This window comes from Microbulbifer mixtoriginis (SeqCode) (assembly GCF_052467945.1).
Window position 1 is genome coordinate 814,580 of sequence record NZ_CP174328.1, and the last position, 17,260, is coordinate 831,839.

Here is a 17,260-nt window from a genome sequence, read left to right on the forward strand (position 1 = left end):
AACCTCTGAGCAGCACTAGTGCTGACTTTCTATTGAGTGATGTTGTCCGGCAGGGTGAGAGATTCTTGTGATGTAGTTCGGTTGCATGAATATTAGTTATGAACTATATCGGCATTTTTGATGAGTTATTAATCCTAATAGATTGTGATTGCTAGGAATTTTTACAGGTTGATCAAAATCATCAAATCATATGTAGCTAAGGCTTTGTGGTCATTTAGGGATTTATTAATTAGTTGGCGGGAAAGAGTTAATTTCATAGAGTTTTATACAGATGACGGCACAAGGCTGTATCCTTCTGAGGAGATGGGAAATAGTACATTTCACTGGAGAGTAAACTTGTGAATGATGTGGTTGTCATTGTAGGGCAAGGGCTCTATTTGGCTGTAGCAGCAATTATAGGTTTGGGTATTTCCCGGATATTAAGAATTGATAATACACTAGGCTGCTTATTGGCTGGTGTTTTGGCTGCTTTTTTGTTACCGGTAATCGATTATGATACAGGGTTGAGGGCAACCAGCTTAAGGGAATTGGTTTTTTTTGTGATTTTACCGGTTCTAATTTTTGAGTCTGCCTGGCAGCTTGAGCCAAGGATTTTAAAACGCTGGATTGGTCCGATTCTATTATTTTCGACTTTAGGGTTGGTCATTTGTGCCTTCCTGATTGCAGCAATTACCTATTATGGAATTGGCCATCCTGCGGGATTTCCCTGGATAGCGGCATTGTTGACTGGTGCTATTCTGGCGGCTACCGATCCTGTATCGGTAGTGAATAAGTTGCGACAAGAAAAAACTGGAGAAGATTTACTTTCTCTTGTTGAAGGGGAAAGCTTATTTAATGATGCCGCAGCGGTAGTCCTTTATTCTCTGGTCCTAGGGCTGGCCACTTACTCAATTGTACAGGGGGCCGGTGTAGGCGCTGAGGCTCCATCGCTGAGTGTTAGTTCAGTAACGCTCTATTTCTGCATGATATTCTTTGGTGGCGTTGCCGTAGGCTTGATCTTGGGGCTGCTGACAACACTGGTTATTTTGTTCCTACGAACACCAAGTGCAGCATTAATGACTCTAGTGATTGTGGCTTTTGGTAGCTTTTACCTTGCAGAAAGCATTTTGCATGTATCTGGCATTATTTCTGTTATGACCTGTGCCATAGTGGCTAGAGCCTGCTTGCGAAAACAAAGGAAAACCTATCTGGTAGATGCAGAAACCACTTGGGAGTGGTTGGGGCTTCTCTTTACTTCAATTATTTTTGTGATCATGGGGTTGGTCATTACTTTCGAAATGTTTACCCATCAATGGTTGGCGATGTTAATTGCCACGGCCGCAGCACTGGGCGCTCGGGCCCTGTCGGTGGTGCTGGTAGCACCATTAACGCGCTTCGTAGGTCCGCCAATTCCAAAGTCTTGGCGACTGCTGATGAGTTGGGGAGGGTTGCGTGGAGTGATTGCTGTAGCCCTGGTACTTTCTCTTCCCGTTGAATTGCCCTACTGGTGGACTATCCAATCTATGGTTTTTGGTGTAGTACTTTTTTCCTTGCTAGTGCAAGGCACTACCAGCGGGCGTTTAATAAGAAAGCTGGATATCTAAAGCTTAACTACTGGATGTTTTCTGTCCGATTTTCAGGCAGGAGTAATCTGGGAAAAAAGTTTGAGAGATATTGATGATATTTCTGCTTAATTGTGTCGTGATTTGAGGTTTATCATTTGCTGTTGTGCTTTTCTATTTATGTTATGGCGGCTTTTAGTAAGAGTCTGCTTCAGGCAGGGATGATTTGAATGAGATAAACTGGTCGGCTGTAGTTTTCGGAGATTCAAGCATTGGTAAATGCCCAATGTCTTTGATCAGCTGTAGTTGGGAGTTAATAATTTCTCTTGATAGGATTGTGCCTGCGCTAGGATGAAGTATCCTATCCTTATCGCCCCAGGTAATTAAAGTAGGCTTGGAAAACCCCTTTAATCTTCCCTCTAGTGGAGATGAAAATTTGATACTTCCATCTTTTATCTGATGAATGTCTTTAAATATCTTTTGGTACAGTGAAAAGTTATTTTCAGCTATTTTTGATAGCTCTGATATTGCAAAGCCTGGTATAAAAGGCCTTTTGTGGAAAACATTATCTAATAGCGATTCATACTCCTCTCTGTTCTTGGACAGAATAACAGGTAATTCATCGCGTAAAATTTGCTCAAACATTGGGCTGCTGGGTGAACTTTCCACTCCAAGAGGGTTTAAAAGCCATAAGCTATTTATCTTTTCTGGAAACTCTACAGCATAGTTTCCAGCTATGTATCCACCCATTGAATTGCCTGCAAGGTGAAAGTGCTCTAAACCCATTGCATTCACAAAGCTGTTCAGGCGTTGAGTTTGGGGTAGGACATCATAGTTTAAGTCTGGATCTTTAAAGCTCTCTCCAAATCCAGGTAAATCGGGTGCAATGATCTGAAAGTGTGGGGTTAAATATCTAGCTAAGCGAACCCAGTTATCTTTGTCAGCCCCGAAACCATGTAAGAGAACGAGCGGTGTACCTGACCCACCCTGCAAGTAACTAATTTCCCCCTCTTCAATTTCAATTTTTTTGAGCTTTAGGCCCGATATTTTTCTTTCAGCAAAAGTTCCAAGAGTGAAAAGTGTATGGGTAATGGAAGTTAAATTCATTGTATTGGTTGTAGTGGTTATAATTACTTAACTGAAAAATCGATGTTGCTCAGTAGGATATTGATCATTCATTGATCATTCATTGATCAGCCCATTTGATTGATATCCACATTGGTTATAAATTTTGAGTCAACGATTTAGTTGTTTGAAGTTTGTATAATCCTTCAATACTAACAGGGCTGTAAAGGCTATCAAATTGGAATGTATGATATGGACCTATTTTGGCACATAATATTTCCTCAAGAGAAGATGTTGGATTTCTGCTAACTTGCAGAGAAAGGATGCCGGGTTCACTAGATATGCTATGAGCATATTGCTAGGTTGCTATTGCCAGCCAGTGTTGTTTTTCGTGTCTAAAGCATTTAATTGCCAATCACTCTTTTTTAGATCAACATAATTGGATTGTCTAATGCTATCCATAACGCCACTGAGAGCAAGCTCAAAGAAAATAGCATTCCCTGTACTCTTCGGCTTCTATCATTAGTAGCGAATTTTGCGAGTGCACTTCCGAATACAATCCAGCAGAGGTGTGTTGATAGATTAAGGATGGTCATTAGTGCGATTAGTAATAGGATGGTTGTGGTGGGTTCGTACTGAAGGTTAGGCGCAAAGATAGAAAACATGGTAAATGTTATAATCCAGCCTTTAACGTTTAGAATTTGAATCAACATTCCATTCCATATTGAAATCTTCGGCGCTTCTCCCTGGCTCAGTGGCGACTTAGGTTTGGCGAAATGATAAGCGAGATAGATTAGATAGATTACACCGCCAACTTGAAGTGCTCTTAAGGCAAAAGGGTAGCTGGTTAACCAAGTCATTAAGCCAAAGCCAACTAAGAACCCTTTCACAATAAAAATAAAATCTATTCCGGCCATTAGTGGCAGTGACCTGCGGATACCCAAGCTTGCTCCGGCTGCAGCGAAGGTGATATTGGCAGGACCAGGGCTAAAGATAAGTGGAAACATAACAGCCATCCACGCGAGAACAAATTTCATACTCATAAGACGTACCTATGCCAAACATTCAGAAGTTACCAGTTGAGGGTTGTGGAAACAGCTTTACTGGCGGTGAGGGATGAGTCTATAGAGAGGAGCTATTACTATCTTGTATAAAATTGCGCTATATCGATTTTAGATAACGCCCAGGCGTAATACCAAAAGTCTTCTTGAAGTTTCTACTCATATGGCTTTGATCAAAGAAACCACACTCGGTTGCTGCTGTGGCAGCATTTAGCCCTTGCTGTAGCAAAAGGCGGGCCTGATGAATTTTGTAAAGAACCAAAAATTGATGGGGAGCTATACCATAGTGCTTGCTAAAGCAGCGGATTAATTGGTATTGGCTCATTTCCGTGAGCTGACATAGTTGCTCAAGGGTTACGTTGTATTGCCAGTGATCACACAAATAGTTGCGGATTTTTATTGCGGCTGAGATATCTTTTGTATTTCGAGGGCTGATGTTCTGGTCGCCATGATTGGCGAATAGCTTGGTAAGCGCCAACGTTAAAAGGCTATCTACGGCAAGCGGTAAGTGAGTACCATTCAGGCTGCAGTGAAGTTGAAAGAGTAGCTTGAAAAGCTCAGGATCATGAATAATAGGGCCCTTAAGGAAAGGCATCGGGGTTTTACCAGGGCTACTATGTTGCCGCAATATTTGTGTAACCAGCTTTGTATCAAAATAAAACATCCGGTAATGCCAGCCTTGCTCGCTACCGCTGTAACCTGTATGTATTTCACCGGGGTTAATGGCGACAATGTTCCCCTGGGGGATGATATTACTTTGCCCGCGATAATCTAATTTCTCCGCGCCTGCCTGGATAATGCCAATGGCTAATTCATCGTGCCAATGTTTATTAAAGGCAAAACTGCGAAAGTGTGCATGAAATAGTTCTATGCCACTGTGTTTTGGGCTACGCCAAATCGCCGAAAATTCCTTTTGCATCTATAGGTCTAATTCATCAGATCTTATTTATCAATACAGCTGTTTCAGCTGCGAGCATTACAAGATACAAAAAGAGGAAGAGCTGGGCAAAAAATCTATTAGTAGAGGGGAAAGCGGGAGGTAAGGCCGTGGAGTTATCCACGGCCAAGAGCAATAGTTATTGCCAGTTGAGGATCACTTTGCCGGACTCACCAGAGCCCATGGTGTCGAAGCCTTTCTGGAAATCGTCGATTGGGAACTGGTGGGTAATAATCGGGGTCAGGTCCAGACCGGATTGAATCAGGCTGGCCATCTTGTACCAGGTTTCGAACATTTCGCGGCCGTAGATCCCTTTTATGATCAAACCTTTGAAGATGACCTGGCTCCAGTCAATAGCCATTTCGCCGGCGGGAATACCGAGCATGGCGATCTTGCCACCGTGGTTCATTGCCTCGAGCATATCGCGGAAGGCAACGGGAACCCCGGACATTTCCAAGCCCACATCGAAGCCTTCGCTCATGCCCAATTCTGTCATCACATCTTTAAGGTTTTCCTTGGAGACATTCACGGCACGGGTGGCCCCCATCTTACGGGCCAGATCCAGGCGATATTCGTTGATATCAGTGATGACCACATGGCGTGCGCCAACATGTTTTGCGACTGCTGCGGCCATAATGCCGATAGGACCGGCGCCGGTGATCAATACATCTTCGCCCACCAGATCGAAAGAGAGGGCGGTGTGTACGGCGTTACCGAGGGGGTCAAAAATGGAGGCCAGCTCATCAGAGATATTGTCTGGAATTTTAAAAGCGTTTAATGCCGGGATTACCAAGTATTCGGCAAAAGCGCCCTGGCGGTCTACACCAACACCGTAAGTGTTGCGGCAAAGGTGGCGGCGGCCGGCGCGGCAGTTACGGCAGTGGCCACAGGTGATATGCCCTTCGCCGGAAACGCGGTCGCCCACTTCAAAACCGGCGACTTCCTGGCCCATACCAACCACTTCACCTACATATTCGTGCCCAACTACCATGGGAACCGGGATGGTTTTTTGCGACCACTCATCCCAGTTATAAATATGCATGTCGGTGCCGCAGATAGCGGTTTTATGAATTTTGATCAGCAGATCGTTGTGGCCTGGCTCGGGGATTTCCACATCGGTAAGCCAAATACCCACTTCGGACTTCAGTTTAGAAAGTGCTTTCATTGTCATTAAAACTACAAAAAGAAAGGCGCAGCACCATCTGGCAATAGGATTGATCCGTTGTTAGACAGCGCCGCGATTATTTGGGAATTAAATAATTTTCAGCTCGCGGCCCACTTCAATGAAGGCATCAATGCACTGGTCGAGCTGCTCTTGAGTGTGTGCCGCAGACATCTGGGTGCGAATACGGGCTTGGCCTTTAGGTACTACAGGGTAGAAGAAGCCCACTACATAAATGCCGCGCTCCAGCATCTTGTCTGCCATTTTCTGGGCCAGGGCGGCATCGCCGATCATGACCGGAATAATTGGATGGTCGGCACCAGCCAGGGTGAAGCCAGCTTCGGACATACGTTTGCGGAAATACGCAGAGTTTTCGCGTAACTGCTCCCGCAGTTCGCCACCTTCCATTAGCATATCGAGCACTTTCAGGGAGGCAGTGACAATAGCTGGGGCTACTGAGTTGGAGAATAGGTAGGGGCGAGAGCGCTGGCGCAGCAGATCGATAATTTCCTTGCGGCCAGAGGTGAAACCGCCGGAAGCACCGCCCAGGGCCTTACCCAGAGTGCCAGTAATAATATCGATACGATTGATGACATCACAGTATTCGTGGGTGCCGCGGCCGTGTTCACCGAGGAAGCCTACCGCGTGGGAGTCGTCGACCATCACCAGGGCATTGTAGCGGTCAGCCAGATCGCAAATCGCTTTTAGGTCGGCGATCACACCATCCATGGAGAAGACACCATCGGTGGCGATCAGCTTGGTTTTGGCGCCTTCGGCGTCAGCTGCCTGTAGTTGTTTCTCCAACTCCGCCATATTGTTGTTGGCGTAGCGGTAGCGCTTGGCCTTACACAGACGAACGCCATCAATAATTGAAGCGTGGTTCAGGGCATCGGAGATTATTGCATCCTCTGGACCCAGCAGGGTTTCGAACAGGCCACCATTGGCATCAAAACAGGAGGTGTAGAGGATGGTGTCTTCGGTGTGTAGGAATTCTGACAGGCGCGATTCCAGTGCCTTGTGGATGTCCTGGGTACCACAGATAAAGCGCACTGAGGCCATACCGAAACCGTACTGGTCCAGGCCTTCTTTGGCGGCTTTGATCAGGTCCGGGTGATCGGCCAGGCCCAGGTAGTTATTGGCACAGAAGTTCAGTACCTGGGTGTCGTTGTTCACCTGTATCTCGGCGGCCTGCTGGGAGGTAATGATCCGCTCCCGCTTATAGAGGCCGTCGGCTTCAATTTGTTTTAGCTCGTTGCGCAGGTGCTCAAAGAATTGTTCTGGCTTGGACATGATATTGTTTTTAGCTCCTGTCGGGTGCTCGTGGCACTAGGTATCTGGCGCGAATCAAAATGGCGCCACTGGATTCTCGTTTATCCCGCCAGCTCGCAGGCCTTGTGGGCAGTGATTGGCTGCTCACTGGCACGGCAGCTGGTGGCGAATTTTAAAGCTTCTTCCGCGGTGTCGAACAGTAGTTGCCACAACAATTGCCGATCGGCCCGTCTCACGGCTCTCACCGCGGTGCGGCTGCGTTGGTTGGCAATTTGAATTTCTATAACGTCTTTACTGGATAACGGTGATTCGGACATGGTCCCTCCAAGGGTAAAACTTTGGAGGGCTGACGTGGAAGCGGCGAAAGGGTATTCGCTAATCCGGTTGGATTGCTCTTGTAGAGCCCCATCCTCCCCGCAGGCTTTGGTGTGCCAGCAGAGAGAGAACCACCTTGCCCCGGTCGGCAGGTTGGCGTTGGCGTCAGCCACTCTCGTGATGTGCGAGCAAAGATAGCGGGGAGGGGATTGGCAGTCAACTGCACCGCCCACGATTGCAGGCGGTGCAGAAGTTTATGCCGGCAGTTGCACGGATTTCAGTTCGATAAACTCGCCGAGGCCGGCCTCGCCAAATTCGCGCCCGTTGCCAGAGCGCTTGTAGCCGCCAAAGGGTGCGTCGTAATTAAACTCGCCGCCATTGACGAAACATAGGCCTGCCTCGATGCGGCGCACCAGAGGCATGGCGCTCTCTGCATCTTTTGCCCAAACACCGCTGGATAGGCCGTATTCGGTGTCATTGGCGATGGTAATTGCCTCATCCATATCCTTGTAAGGGATCAGGCAGGTCACAGGGCCAAAGATCTCTTCTCGGGCGATGCTCATATCGTTGTGTACATCGGCAAATACTGTGGGCTTCACATAAAAGCCCTTCTCCAGCCCGGTGGGCACCTCGGCGCCGCCAGTGACCAGGCGCGCACCCTCGTCGATACCCTTCTGGATATAGCCGCGCACTATCTCGCGCTGGCGCGCGGAAGAGAGTGGGCCCATAAAGGCATTTTCATTGGTGCCCATGGCGATGTCTTCGGCCACCTGGCGGGCGATTTCTACCGCTTCGTCATAGCGCTCGGCAGGTACCAGCATACGGGTGAGGGCGGTACAGGTCTGGCCACTGTTGATAAACACATCTTCGCAGCCCCAGCGTACGGCGGCTTCCAGATCTGCATCGGGGGTGATAATCAGAGGGGACTTACCACCTAATTCCTGGGTTACGCGCTTCACCGTGGGCGCAGCGGCCTTGGCCACTTCCACACCGGCACGAGTGGAACCGGTGAAGGAGACCATATCGATACCGGGATGGGCAGAGAGCGCCGCACCCACTTCGGAGCCGGCTCCGGGCACCAGATTGAAGACGCCGGCGGGGACTCCGGCCTCTTCAATAATTTCCGCCATCACAAAATCCTGCAGCGGTGTGATCTCGGCGGGCTTGGTGATCATGGTGCAGCCGGCGGCCAGGGCCGGAGCCACTTTGCCCACAAACTGGTGCAGTGGGTAGTTCCAGGGAGTGATAAAACCGCACACGCCCACGGGCTCGCGGAATAGAACGGAATGGCCGGCCTTCTCTGTTTTTTCCATTTCCGCGGTGCGCTCGGCGTAGTAGCGCATGGCATAGATAGGGCCATCCACATGCAACCAGCGGGTGATATGTTCGGGGCAGCCGAGTGTCTGGGACACGGCCTGAACCAGATCTTCCTTGCGTTTTTCCATACCGTCGGCAATGGCGTTGAGCAGTTCGCGGCGCATCTGTGCAGTGCTGTTGCGCCAGCTGTGGAAGGCTTGGCGCGCGGCTTCCACGGCGAGATCCACATCTTCGGCCGAGCCTTCGGCCACTTGGCAGATGAATTCTTCGGTGGCCGGGTTGATCACCGGGTGAGTCCCGGTACCCAGAGGCTCGCGCCATTCGCCATTAATAAACAGCTTGCCCGTGGGCAGTTTGCTGAGATCTGTCATGTCACGCTTCCATTTGTTCTGCGCCTGAAGGCGCGCTGATTTCGATCAGGGTTGGGGTCTGACGGCCCAGGGCATCGGCTACTGCTTGCGCCAATTGGCCGGGCTGGTTGATACGACAGCCCTCGGCACCAAAGGCCTTGGCCAGGGCAACAAAATCCGGGGTGCTCAGGTTTACACCTTCCTGCGGCACTTCCGCCGCATCCATAAAGTCACGTATTTCTCCGTAGCCGGCGTTATTCCATACCAGGATGGGCAGAGGTAAACGTTGCTCAACAGCCACCGCCAATTCGCCCAGGGTAAACATCAAGCCGCCATCGCCGATCAGGGCGATCACATCCCGCTCGCTAGAGAGCTTGGCGCCAACTGCCGCAGGCAGGGCGAAGCCCAGGGTGCCATAACCGGTAGTGCAGGTCACATGGCTACGCGGATGATATAGGGGCAGGGCGTGGTTAGTGTTATAGGCCAGCTGGGTGGAGTCTGTCACCAGGATACCGTTTTCCGGCAGGGCTTCGCGCAGGGCCTCAACCCAAGGGAAGCGTTGTTCGGAGCCATCCCACCATTCTTTGCGACAGTCTTTTAGTAACTGGGCTACCTCTTTTTCAGAATGTTCGCCTGCTGTTGCATCGCGTTGGATCAGGGCGGCTTCCAATTGCTGCAGGCTCTCTTTGGCGTCAGCATAGATCGCCAGATCCGGTTGGGCGTTGCATACCAGCTGTGCAGCATCTATATCGATACGAATCAGTTTGCCGGAGAAGGCGTAATCGTCCCGCACCAGGTTGCGATCGGTTTCAGAGAGTTCGGTGCCCACGGCCAGCACCACATCCGCATTCTCCACGCGGTTGCGTACACAATCGAAACTCAGGTTGGCACCGCCACACAGTGGATGGCGTTCATCTACAACGCCTTTGGCGGCCAGAGACAGAAATACCGGGGCAGCAATTTTTTCAGCAATTTGGGTAGCCGCTTCGCCGGCGCTCTGGGCACCGCCGCCGAGGAGGATGACCGGGCGCTGGGCGGATTGCAGCCATTCGGCGGCCGTGGCGATAGCAGCGCTATTTGCCGCCGGGGCCATAGCGGCTGGTGCAGCTTTGTAGTCTTCCAGCTGGCCGGGCATGGGAGCCGGGAACAGGTCGATGGGGATTTCGATATGCACAGGCCCCGGGCGGCTGGACTGTAGCAGCTGGAATGCCCGTGCCATCACCTCTGGTAATTGCTCAGCCTGGCTGAGCGTGTGCTGCCAGATACAGAAGCCGCGGCTGGCATCACTCTGTTGCGGCAGTTCATGTAGGCGACCGCGGCCCATGCCCAGGTCTTCGCGGCGATTGATTGCGGAGATCACCAGCATGGGAATCGAATCGGAATAGGCTTGCGCCATGGCGGTGGCGGCGTTGGTGAGACCGGGGCCGGTGATCAGGAAGCAGACACCAATCTTGCCACTGGCACGGGCATAGCCATCCGCCATAAAGGCGGCACCCTGTTCGTGGCGCGGAGTGATATGCATCAGGTCACTGCCGGGCAGACCTCGGTACAGTTCGATGGTGTGGACACCGGGGATGCCGAAGACTTTTTCCACCTGGTAGTCGCGCAGCAGGCGCATGAGCACCTGGGCGCATGTGGGCGCAGAGGACATAGCCACCATTTTCCTTATTTGTGTAAAAATGCCGTGAGCCTAGCGGCCCACTAAAAAGCACGCAAGCGCCCGCAGAGTCTGCACCTGCGAGGGGAAATACGCAGGAAAATTGAGATTCGTCCCCTATCGCGACAGGAAACTTGGCGCCCGAGCCGCAAGATTCCTTGTGTAAAGGGAGTTGCGATACAAGAAGATTTGTCGCGTAGCTGGAATAAAAATCGCTTTGCTTCAGCTGGCTGGATATATTTTGAGCTTGAATAACTTAGGAAGTAGCACCATGGAAATCGATCAATGGCGTCGTGAATATCTGCTTGGCGGTTTGCGCCGTTCGGAGTTAAAAGCCACCCCGGTGGAGCAGTTTCGCGAATGGCTTGAGGAGGCTCTGGCGGCCAAACTTTCTGACCCTAGTGCCATGTGCCTGGCCACGGCCGATAGCAGCGGCCAGCCCACCCAGCGCATTGTATTGCTAAAAGGTTTTGACGAGCGCGGCTTTGTTTTTTACACAAACCTGCAGAGCAAAAAAGCGCATGATATGGAGAAGAACCCGCAGGTATCCCTGCTGTTCCCCTGGCACAGCCTGGAGCGTCAGGTCATTGTTAGCGGCAATGTGGAGTCGGTGACGCGTGAGGATGCCGAGCAGTATTTCCAGTCCCGGCCACTGGAAAGTCAGCTGGCCTCCTGGGCCTCGCGCCAGAGCCAGCCACTGTCATCCCGTGAGGAACTGCAAAAACAGTTTGACCAAGAAAAGGCGCGCTTTGCAGATGGACAAGTGCCGCTGCCAGATTTTTGGGGCGGTTATCGGGTAGTGCCGCACGCGGTGGAGTTTTGGCAGGGTGGTGCCAATCGCCTGCACGACCGCTTTATTTACCGCGCCGATGATAGTGGTTTGTGGACGCTGGATCGTCTGTCTCCCTAGTGGCCGCAGAATTTTAGCTAAAGTGTGGCGTGGAAAATTTGAGCGGGGTGTTTGACTCCGCTTTTTGCTTTGATTTTTATCATTTTACTTTCAGGCAAAATAGAAAAGGGTATGAATGTTTGCCAAATTAAAAAAGCTTACCCATTTAAATGTCATTTAAAGGCTGCAGGTAAAATAGAAGTTTTATTCTAGAAACACTGCATTTATTAGTGGAGCGGATCAGGCCTTTTTTTCGCCTTCGCGATTGAGAAAGTCCAAGCCTTTGATGAGAGCCTCAACCCGGCTTTCTACAAAACAATCCTCGTCCATCCAATCCCGGATATGTAATTTCTCCAACCTGTCCAGTGTTGGCTCATTGGGGCAGTACAGATAGACTTTGCAACCCAAACTAATGGCATCACGCATGGTATTTTCCAGCGCCAGTGCCGCAGTGGTATCAATCATGGGCACTGTGCTCAAATCCATAATGATGACTTTAAATTTTCCCACTGCGGCCTGCTGTCGGGTAATGGCCTTGGATACCCCAAACAACATTGGGCCCGATAGAAAGAAAAACAGGATCTGGCCTTTCGATTGCCGCAGCATCTCCCGTTCCTGCCGGTTGAGGGGATCGCCTTCCTCGACATCAGAAATCGCTTTAACACTTTTTTCCTGGATACGGCTGAGCCGCTCAATGGTGATGATATTGACGAGGAAAACACCAATTGCCACGGCATAAATCAAGCCCACAAACACGGTCATCAGCAGAACGCTGTACATAATAAAGGTTGGGAATATTGCCACCTGGTGATGGTGAACGCGTCGGATATAACTCCAGTCGAGAATATTAATGCCGACGAACACCGCGATACCGGCTAATACCGCCATAGGAATCGGTTGGGTCAGGGGGGCAAACCAGAGCACCACTAGTAGCAAGATTAGTGCGCGCACTATGCCGGCCAGGGGAGAACGTGCCCCTACTTGAATATTCACCACGGTCCCCATAGTGGAACCTGCGCCGGGCAGGCCGCCAAATAAACCGGATACGGTGTTGGCGATGCCCTGGCCGATCAGTTCCCGGCTGGGGTTGTGCTCCCTGCGTGTCAGGCTATCTGCTATTACCGCAGTTAATAGGGTATCGAGACAGCCCAGAGTGCCGAGCACCAACGCTTCAATCAGCATGGTGGACAACATATCAAAAGTGATGTCGGGTAAAACCAGGGAGGGCAAGCCACTGGGAATTTCGCCGATGCGCCGGATCTCTTCGTTGTCAAACAACACCATGGAAAGCAAGGTAATGGCGACTAGTGCCACCAGTTGGGGTGGAACCAGCTGTTTGAGTTTCTTTGGTAAAAAAAACAGCATTCCGAGGGTGAGTAAACCGAGGAAGAGTTCCCCATAGTGGGTATTTCTGACTAGCTCCGGCAATTCCTGAACGGTTTCCATCGGCCCGCCAGCGGGCGTGGGTTGGCCGAGTAACGGACCAATCTGCAAAATTACCAGAATAATACCCACCCCGGACATAAATCCTGAGACCACGCTGTAGGGCATCAAGACAATATATTTGCCAAGCTTTAACGCCCCCAAAGCAATTTGAAAAATGCCCGCCATGATGACCACGGTAAAGGCCATTGCCAGTCCCTGGTCGGGGTGCTCTGCCATCATGGTGGTGATCACCGCAGCCATTACTACTGTCATGGCACCGGTAGGCTCAGAGATTAAGATGCGGGTACCCCCAAACAAGGAGGCAAATAGCCCGATTAGAATGGCCCCCCACAGCCCTGCACTGGCTCCTGCCCCAGAAGCAACCCCAAACGCCAGTGCCATGGGTAGCGAAACCACGGCTGTGGTGACTCCACCAAAGAGATCCCCTTTAAGGTTCACTCCCTCAAATCTACCCATCAACAAGGCCGCGCCTCTTCGTGGATTTCGAATGACTCTAAGGATATGGCAATTATGTAGAACTGCCATAAGGAGGGTTGTTTTACGGCCAGTCTATTTGTGTGGTTTTCAGCACTTGCCTTTCGTGTGCTTGCACTCTCTGGCTATTTTTGTGCAGGGACGCTTAGAATATCGCGCCAACCAGCTTGCGGGAAATACCGTATAAAAACCCGTTGGTACGGCTGTGCTTGATCAAGTTTTGAGAAAAATAGGTAGGGGGATTTATGGCCATTATTGGTATTGACCTGGGTACCACCAATAGCGCCTGTGGGGTTTTAACGGAAGATGGCGTGAAGCTGATTTCCAATCGTCTGGGAGAGGCCTTGACCCCATCGGTGGTTGGTTTGGATGACACTGGCAAGCTAGTGGTGGGGAAAACCGCAAAAGAGCGCCTGATCAATCACAGTGATACCACCGTTGCCGCCTTTAAACGCCTGATGGGCACCGATCATCAAGTCAAACTGGGTCGCCAGCAATTTACTGCTACCGAACTTTCCGCCTTGGTACTGCGCTCTCTCAAAGAGGATGCCGAGGCCTTCCTGGGGGAAGAGGTCAGCGAAGCGGTAATCAGTGTGCCCGCCTACTTTAACGATAACCAGCGCCAGGCGACAAAATTGGCTGGAGAGCTGGCAGGCCTCAAGGTAGAGCGCCTGATCAACGAGCCTACCGCTGCGGCAATTGCCTACGGCCTGCACGATAAGCGGGAGGGGAATTTCCTGGTGCTAGACCTGGGCGGTGGTACCTTCGATGTCTCCATCCTGGAATTCTTCGATGGCATTATGGAAGTACATGCCAGTGCCGGGGATAACTACCTGGGCGGTGAGGATTTTGTCGAGGCAATGATCGACAGCGTTCTGGAAGAATTGCAGCTGAAAAAATCTTCCCTGAAACCGCGCGAACTGCAGAATCTGTATATGCAGCTGGAAACGGCCAAGCGCCGTATCAGCCAGCAGGCAGAGCAGTTACTTAAATTAAACCTCGGTGGGCGTGCACTCGAATGGAAAGCGACTCCCGAATGGTTTGAGAAACTCAGCACTCCGTTGCTGCTGCGAGCCAAGCGCCCGATTGAGCGCGCTATGCGTGATGCCGATTTGCCACCTGCTAAAATTGACGAAGTGGTATTGGTGGGTGGCTCCACCCGCCTGGCCCTGTTCCGCTCTATGGTGGGACGTATGTTTGGCCGCTTACCCTCCTGCCACCTGGACCCGGATACTGTTGTCGCCATGGGAGCGGCTATTCAAGCCGGGCTCAAGGAAAAAAATTCCGCGTTGGATGATATCGTCCTCACCGATGTATGCCCCTACACCCTGGGTACCGGCATAGTGAATGAAGACAGCCCGCAGCTGGGCAATTACTTCCTGCCGATTATTGAGCGCAACACCGTGGTGCCTGTCAGTATTGTGCGCAGCGTCTGCACTGCCCGCGATGATCAGGACGAAGTCTGTATCGATATTTATCAGGGAGAAAATCGCCTGGTAAAGAAAAATGTTTATCTGGGCGAACTCACGGTGCCGGTACCCAAGAAACCCCGGGGCGAGGAAGTGGTGGAAGTGCGCTATAGCTATGATATGAACGGTTTGCTGGAAGTGGATGTCACCGTCGTTTCCACCGGTAAAACATTTAATAAGTTAGTGGAATTTACACCGGGCGCCCTGAATGAACAGGATAAAGCCCAAGCGTTGGAAAAACTGGCCAAGCTCAAATTTCATCCCCGTGAAGATGAGGAAAACCGGGCGCTGCTCGCCCGTGGTGAACGCTTGTATGAAGCGAGCCTCGGCGAGCAGCGCGATTATATTGCTAAATTGCTCGCCAGCTTCGATCGGGTTTTGGATAAACAAAACCTGGTGGAGATTGGCAAGGCGCGTGCCGAACTCACTGAAATCTTCGATAAGCTCGACGGTGAGGACTGGATTTAATGAGTCCTTGGGAGATACTCGAACTAGCGCCCTGTGATGATGCGCGAGCCATCAAGCGCGCCTACGCAAAAAAACTGAAGCAAACCCGCCCGGATGAAAAGCCCGAAGAGTTTCAGCAGTTACATAGCGCCTATAAATGGGCCCTGAAAGCCGCCGAGGAGCTTAAAGAAGAGAAAAAGGAAAGTGAGGAACCGAAAAATAACGAGGTGCTTGCGGAAGTTGCCAGTGCTGAGGGGGCTGCACTTTCCCCTGAGGCTGTGCAATTACAGGGACAGGCAGAGCCGCAGGTGCAACAAAATAGTGAGCCGAATCATCAAGACTACTCCCCAGTCTCATCAGAATCTATTGAGCAAGCTCAATCAAAAGTCTCTCTTGACCTGAACCAAGCCCAGGATCAGGAAACTGGGGGTGAGAGACAGCAGGAGGCCTCTACAGAGAAACATGTTGAAGAGCAGCATCCTGAAGGTAAGAATGCACAAGAAGATAATGTGCAAGAAAATCCTATTGAAGAGGATGACACTGAACAAGACCCACAGCGAGCACTGCGAATTACCGAGTACCATCGGGTGTTGGAGCAAGTGGATAGGCTGCTGCAAGCGCCCAGTAAATTCAATGTAAAAGAGAATTGGCGTTTTCTCACCGATACACCCTATATGCTCGATGAGGAATATAATTGGAATCTGGGCCTTTCAATCTTCGAACGTTTTGCCAGAATAAATTTGCAGGCTAGTGAAGCTACCTCTAAAGGTAAAAAACAAGCTCAGATTTCTAACAATATTCTTCAGTACTGCAATAGCTTGTTCGACTGGAATGGTAATGCCTCCTATTTATACGGCGCCTTGGACGAGTCCCTTTGTGTCGTAATTTTTAATTCGCTGCAAAGCGAAGAAGTTACTGTGGACCCTGCCCAAGGGCTTAGAGGTGGGCGCAAGCTGATCCGGCAGAAAATCACCCAGCCGGAAGAAACCTATGATCAATACTACTTTGGCCACTTGCTGGCCCGAGGCGTTGCTGTCTTACTGGATTTATTGTTGTTGTACGTCGTGGTTGGCTTTATCGCCTCGATTGTGATGATGAAGGTATACGATATGCCAGAAGGCGCCGCCACAACCATGGCGCTGGGGATCTGTTGCCTGGCCTATCTACTGATGGCCTGGATTGCAGAGAGCTCCCGCTTTCAGGCGACGCCGGGTAAATATCTGATGGGTTATAAGGTCACCAACAAAAAATTTGAGCGAATAGGCTATGGCCACGGCCTTTGGCGCCTACTGAGCTTCACTCTCACCCTACCGTTGGGAAAGATCGGTTGGTTGATTAACTGCTTCTTAGGCGGAAACCTGATGCACGACCGCCTCAGCTCAAGCCATGTCATCAATATGCGTAAATCCCGCGAGGAGTATTTGCTTAGATTGCGGGGGGAGGGGTGATGCCAGTAGTCTCAAAAGAGAATGTCGAGCACTACTCCTGGGGAGAGGGCTGCGATGGCTGGCACTTGGTACGAACAGATTCTCTCGGTGTGATTCAGGAGAGAGTGCCTCCTGGCTGCTCAGAAGTTCGACACCTGCACCGGCAATCTGAACAGTTTTTCTTTGTTCTACAAGGCGTGGCCACGATTGAATGTAGTGGTGAAGAGTATTTACTCTCTCCCGGCCAGGGTTTGCATATAGCCGCTGGGATTCCTCATCAGCTGTTCAATAAGGCCTCCATAGATTTGGTTTTTATCGTTACTTCAACGCCGCCTAGCCATGGGGGTCGGGTGGAGCTGCAAAATTAGTTACACAAAAATCGACAAATTGACAAAATATAAGCTAAGAATAAGTAAAGTTCATTCTATTGCATG

Annotated in this window: 14 protein-coding genes and 1 riboswitch; of the genes, 5 read left to right on the forward strand and 9 right to left on the reverse strand. The window is 50.6% G+C overall.

What is annotated here, in order from left to right:
- The first annotated feature begins 338 nt into the window (after window positions 1–338).
- Window positions 339–1,583 carry a cation:proton antiporter gene (locus ACJJIJ_RS03500; RefSeq protein ID WP_444938650.1) on the forward strand — a complete coding sequence of 415 codons (1,245 nt, stop codon included), beginning with the start codon at window positions 339–341 and terminating at the stop codon, window positions 1,581–1,583.
- A 153-nt stretch (window positions 1,584–1,736) separates the two neighbouring features.
- Here ACJJIJ_RS03500 and ACJJIJ_RS03505 read toward each other — a convergent pair whose 3' ends face one another.
- The 8 genes from ACJJIJ_RS03505 to ACJJIJ_RS03540 all read right to left on the reverse strand — a co-directional run bounded on the left by ACJJIJ_RS03505 (window position 1,737) and on the right by ACJJIJ_RS03540 (window position 10,668).
- A complete protein-coding gene (locus tag ACJJIJ_RS03505; protein WP_252085211.1) occupies window positions 1,737–2,648 on the reverse strand; it encodes an alpha/beta fold hydrolase in 912 nt (303 codons plus the stop codon).
- Window positions 2,649–3,031: 383 nt separating this feature from the next.
- Complete coding sequence (locus tag ACJJIJ_RS03510) at window positions 3,032–3,649, reverse strand: LysE family translocator (protein WP_444938651.1); 618 nt, start codon at window positions 3,647–3,649, stop codon at window positions 3,032–3,034.
- 118 nt (window positions 3,650–3,767) lie between these two features.
- Window positions 3,768–4,586 (reverse strand): AraC family transcriptional regulator, encoded by an 819-nt coding sequence (locus ACJJIJ_RS03515; RefSeq protein WP_444890848.1) that lies wholly within the window; start codon window positions 4,584–4,586, stop codon window positions 3,768–3,770.
- A 157-nt stretch (window positions 4,587–4,743) separates the two neighbouring features.
- Window positions 4,744–5,769, reverse strand: a complete 1,026-nt coding sequence (tdh, locus tag ACJJIJ_RS03520; RefSeq protein ID WP_444885566.1) for an L-threonine 3-dehydrogenase, zinc-binding type — start codon at window positions 5,767–5,769, stop codon at window positions 4,744–4,746.
- A gap of 87 nt (window positions 5,770–5,856) precedes the next feature.
- A complete protein-coding gene (locus ACJJIJ_RS03525) occupies window positions 5,857–7,056 on the reverse strand; it encodes a glycine C-acetyltransferase (RefSeq protein ID WP_444924578.1) in 1,200 nt (399 codons plus the stop codon).
- An 80-nt stretch (window positions 7,057–7,136) separates the two neighbouring features.
- Window positions 7,137–7,352 (reverse strand): hypothetical protein, encoded by a 216-nt coding sequence (locus tag ACJJIJ_RS03530; RefSeq protein WP_152454298.1) that lies wholly within the window; start codon window positions 7,350–7,352, stop codon window positions 7,137–7,139.
- 58 nt (window positions 7,353–7,410) lie between these two features.
- A riboswitch (SAM-I-IV-variant riboswitch) is annotated at window positions 7,411–7,539 on the reverse strand.
- Window positions 7,540–7,604: 65 nt separating this feature from the next.
- Window positions 7,605–9,038 (reverse strand): aldehyde dehydrogenase family protein, encoded by a 1,434-nt coding sequence (locus ACJJIJ_RS03535; RefSeq protein ID WP_444898682.1) that lies wholly within the window; start codon window positions 9,036–9,038, stop codon window positions 7,605–7,607.
- 1 nt (window position 9,039) lies between these two features.
- Window positions 9,040–10,668, reverse strand: a complete 1,629-nt coding sequence (locus ACJJIJ_RS03540) for a 5-guanidino-2-oxopentanoate decarboxylase (RefSeq protein WP_444938652.1) — start codon at window positions 10,666–10,668, stop codon at window positions 9,040–9,042.
- Window positions 10,669–10,945: 277 nt separating this feature from the next.
- On the opposite strand from ACJJIJ_RS03540, the gene pdxH reads away from it, so the two are divergent.
- Entirely contained in the window at window positions 10,946–11,584 is a 639-nt protein-coding gene (gene pdxH, locus ACJJIJ_RS03545) for a pyridoxamine 5'-phosphate oxidase (protein WP_444938653.1), read from the forward strand.
- 219 nt (window positions 11,585–11,803) lie between these two features.
- On the opposite strand, the gene ACJJIJ_RS03550 is transcribed toward pdxH, so the two are convergent.
- Window positions 11,804–13,465 carry a SulP family inorganic anion transporter gene (locus ACJJIJ_RS03550; protein WP_444938654.1) on the reverse strand — a complete coding sequence of 554 codons (1,662 nt, stop codon included), beginning with the start codon at window positions 13,463–13,465 and terminating at the stop codon, window positions 11,804–11,806.
- A 263-nt stretch (window positions 13,466–13,728) separates the two neighbouring features.
- Here ACJJIJ_RS03550 and ACJJIJ_RS03555 point away from each other — a divergent pair, with 263 nt between their 5' ends.
- Genes ACJJIJ_RS03555 through ACJJIJ_RS03565 form a run of 3 tightly spaced genes read left to right on the forward strand, consistent with a single transcriptional unit; the run spans window position 13,729 to window position 17,194 of the window.
- Complete coding sequence (locus ACJJIJ_RS03555; protein WP_444938655.1) at window positions 13,729–15,420, forward strand: Hsp70 family protein; 1,692 nt, start codon at window positions 13,729–13,731, stop codon at window positions 15,418–15,420.
- Window positions 15,420–16,847 (forward strand): RDD family protein, encoded by a 1,428-nt coding sequence (locus ACJJIJ_RS03560; protein WP_444938656.1) that lies wholly within the window; start codon window positions 15,420–15,422, stop codon window positions 16,845–16,847. The genes ACJJIJ_RS03555 and ACJJIJ_RS03560 overlap by 1 nt, the downstream gene beginning before the upstream one ends.
- Window positions 16,847–17,194: a cupin domain-containing protein gene (locus tag ACJJIJ_RS03565; protein ID WP_444938657.1), complete on the forward strand. Its 348-nt coding sequence runs from the start codon at window positions 16,847–16,849 to the stop codon at window positions 17,192–17,194. Before ACJJIJ_RS03560 ends, ACJJIJ_RS03565 begins: the two co-directional genes overlap by 1 nt.
- Window positions 17,195–17,260 lie beyond the last annotated feature (66 nt).

Coding starts and splice junctions, on each gene's coding strand:
- ACJJIJ_RS03510 (WP_444938651.1), bottom strand. CDS start 3,649: ATGAGTATGAAATTTGTTCTCGCGTGGATGGCTGTTATGTTTCCACTT.
- ACJJIJ_RS03515 (WP_444890848.1), bottom strand. CDS start 4,586: ATGCAAAAGGAATTTTCGGCGATTTGGCGTAGCCCAAAACACAGTGGC.
- ACJJIJ_RS03560 (WP_444938656.1), top strand. CDS start 15,420: ATGAGTCCTTGGGAGATACTCGAACTAGCGCCCTGTGATGATGCGCGA.
- ACJJIJ_RS03555 (WP_444938655.1), top strand. CDS start 13,729: ATGGCCATTATTGGTATTGACCTGGGTACCACCAATAGCGCCTGTGGG.
- pdxH (WP_444938653.1), top strand. CDS start 10,946: ATGGAAATCGATCAATGGCGTCGTGAATATCTGCTTGGCGGTTTGCGC.
- ACJJIJ_RS03530 (WP_152454298.1), bottom strand. CDS start 7,352: ATGTCCGAATCACCGTTATCCAGTAAAGACGTTATAGAAATTCAAATT.
- ACJJIJ_RS03505 (WP_252085211.1), bottom strand. CDS start 2,648: ATGAATTTAACTTCCATTACCCATACACTTTTCACTCTTGGAACTTTT.
- ACJJIJ_RS03550 (WP_444938654.1), bottom strand. CDS start 13,465: ATGGGTAGATTTGAGGGAGTGAACCTTAAAGGGGATCTCTTTGGTGGA.
- ACJJIJ_RS03535 (WP_444898682.1), bottom strand. CDS start 9,038: ATGACAGATCTCAGCAAACTGCCCACGGGCAAGCTGTTTATTAATGGC.
- ACJJIJ_RS03565 (WP_444938657.1), top strand. CDS start 16,847: ATGCCAGTAGTCTCAAAAGAGAATGTCGAGCACTACTCCTGGGGAGAG.
- ACJJIJ_RS03525 (WP_444924578.1), bottom strand. CDS start 7,056: ATGTCCAAGCCAGAACAATTCTTTGAGCACCTGCGCAACGAGCTAAAA.
- ACJJIJ_RS03540 (WP_444938652.1), bottom strand. CDS start 10,668: ATGTCCTCTGCGCCCACATGCGCCCAGGTGCTCATGCGCCTGCTGCGC.
- tdh (WP_444885566.1), bottom strand. CDS start 5,769: ATGAAAGCACTTTCTAAACTGAAGTCCGAAGTGGGTATTTGGCTTACC.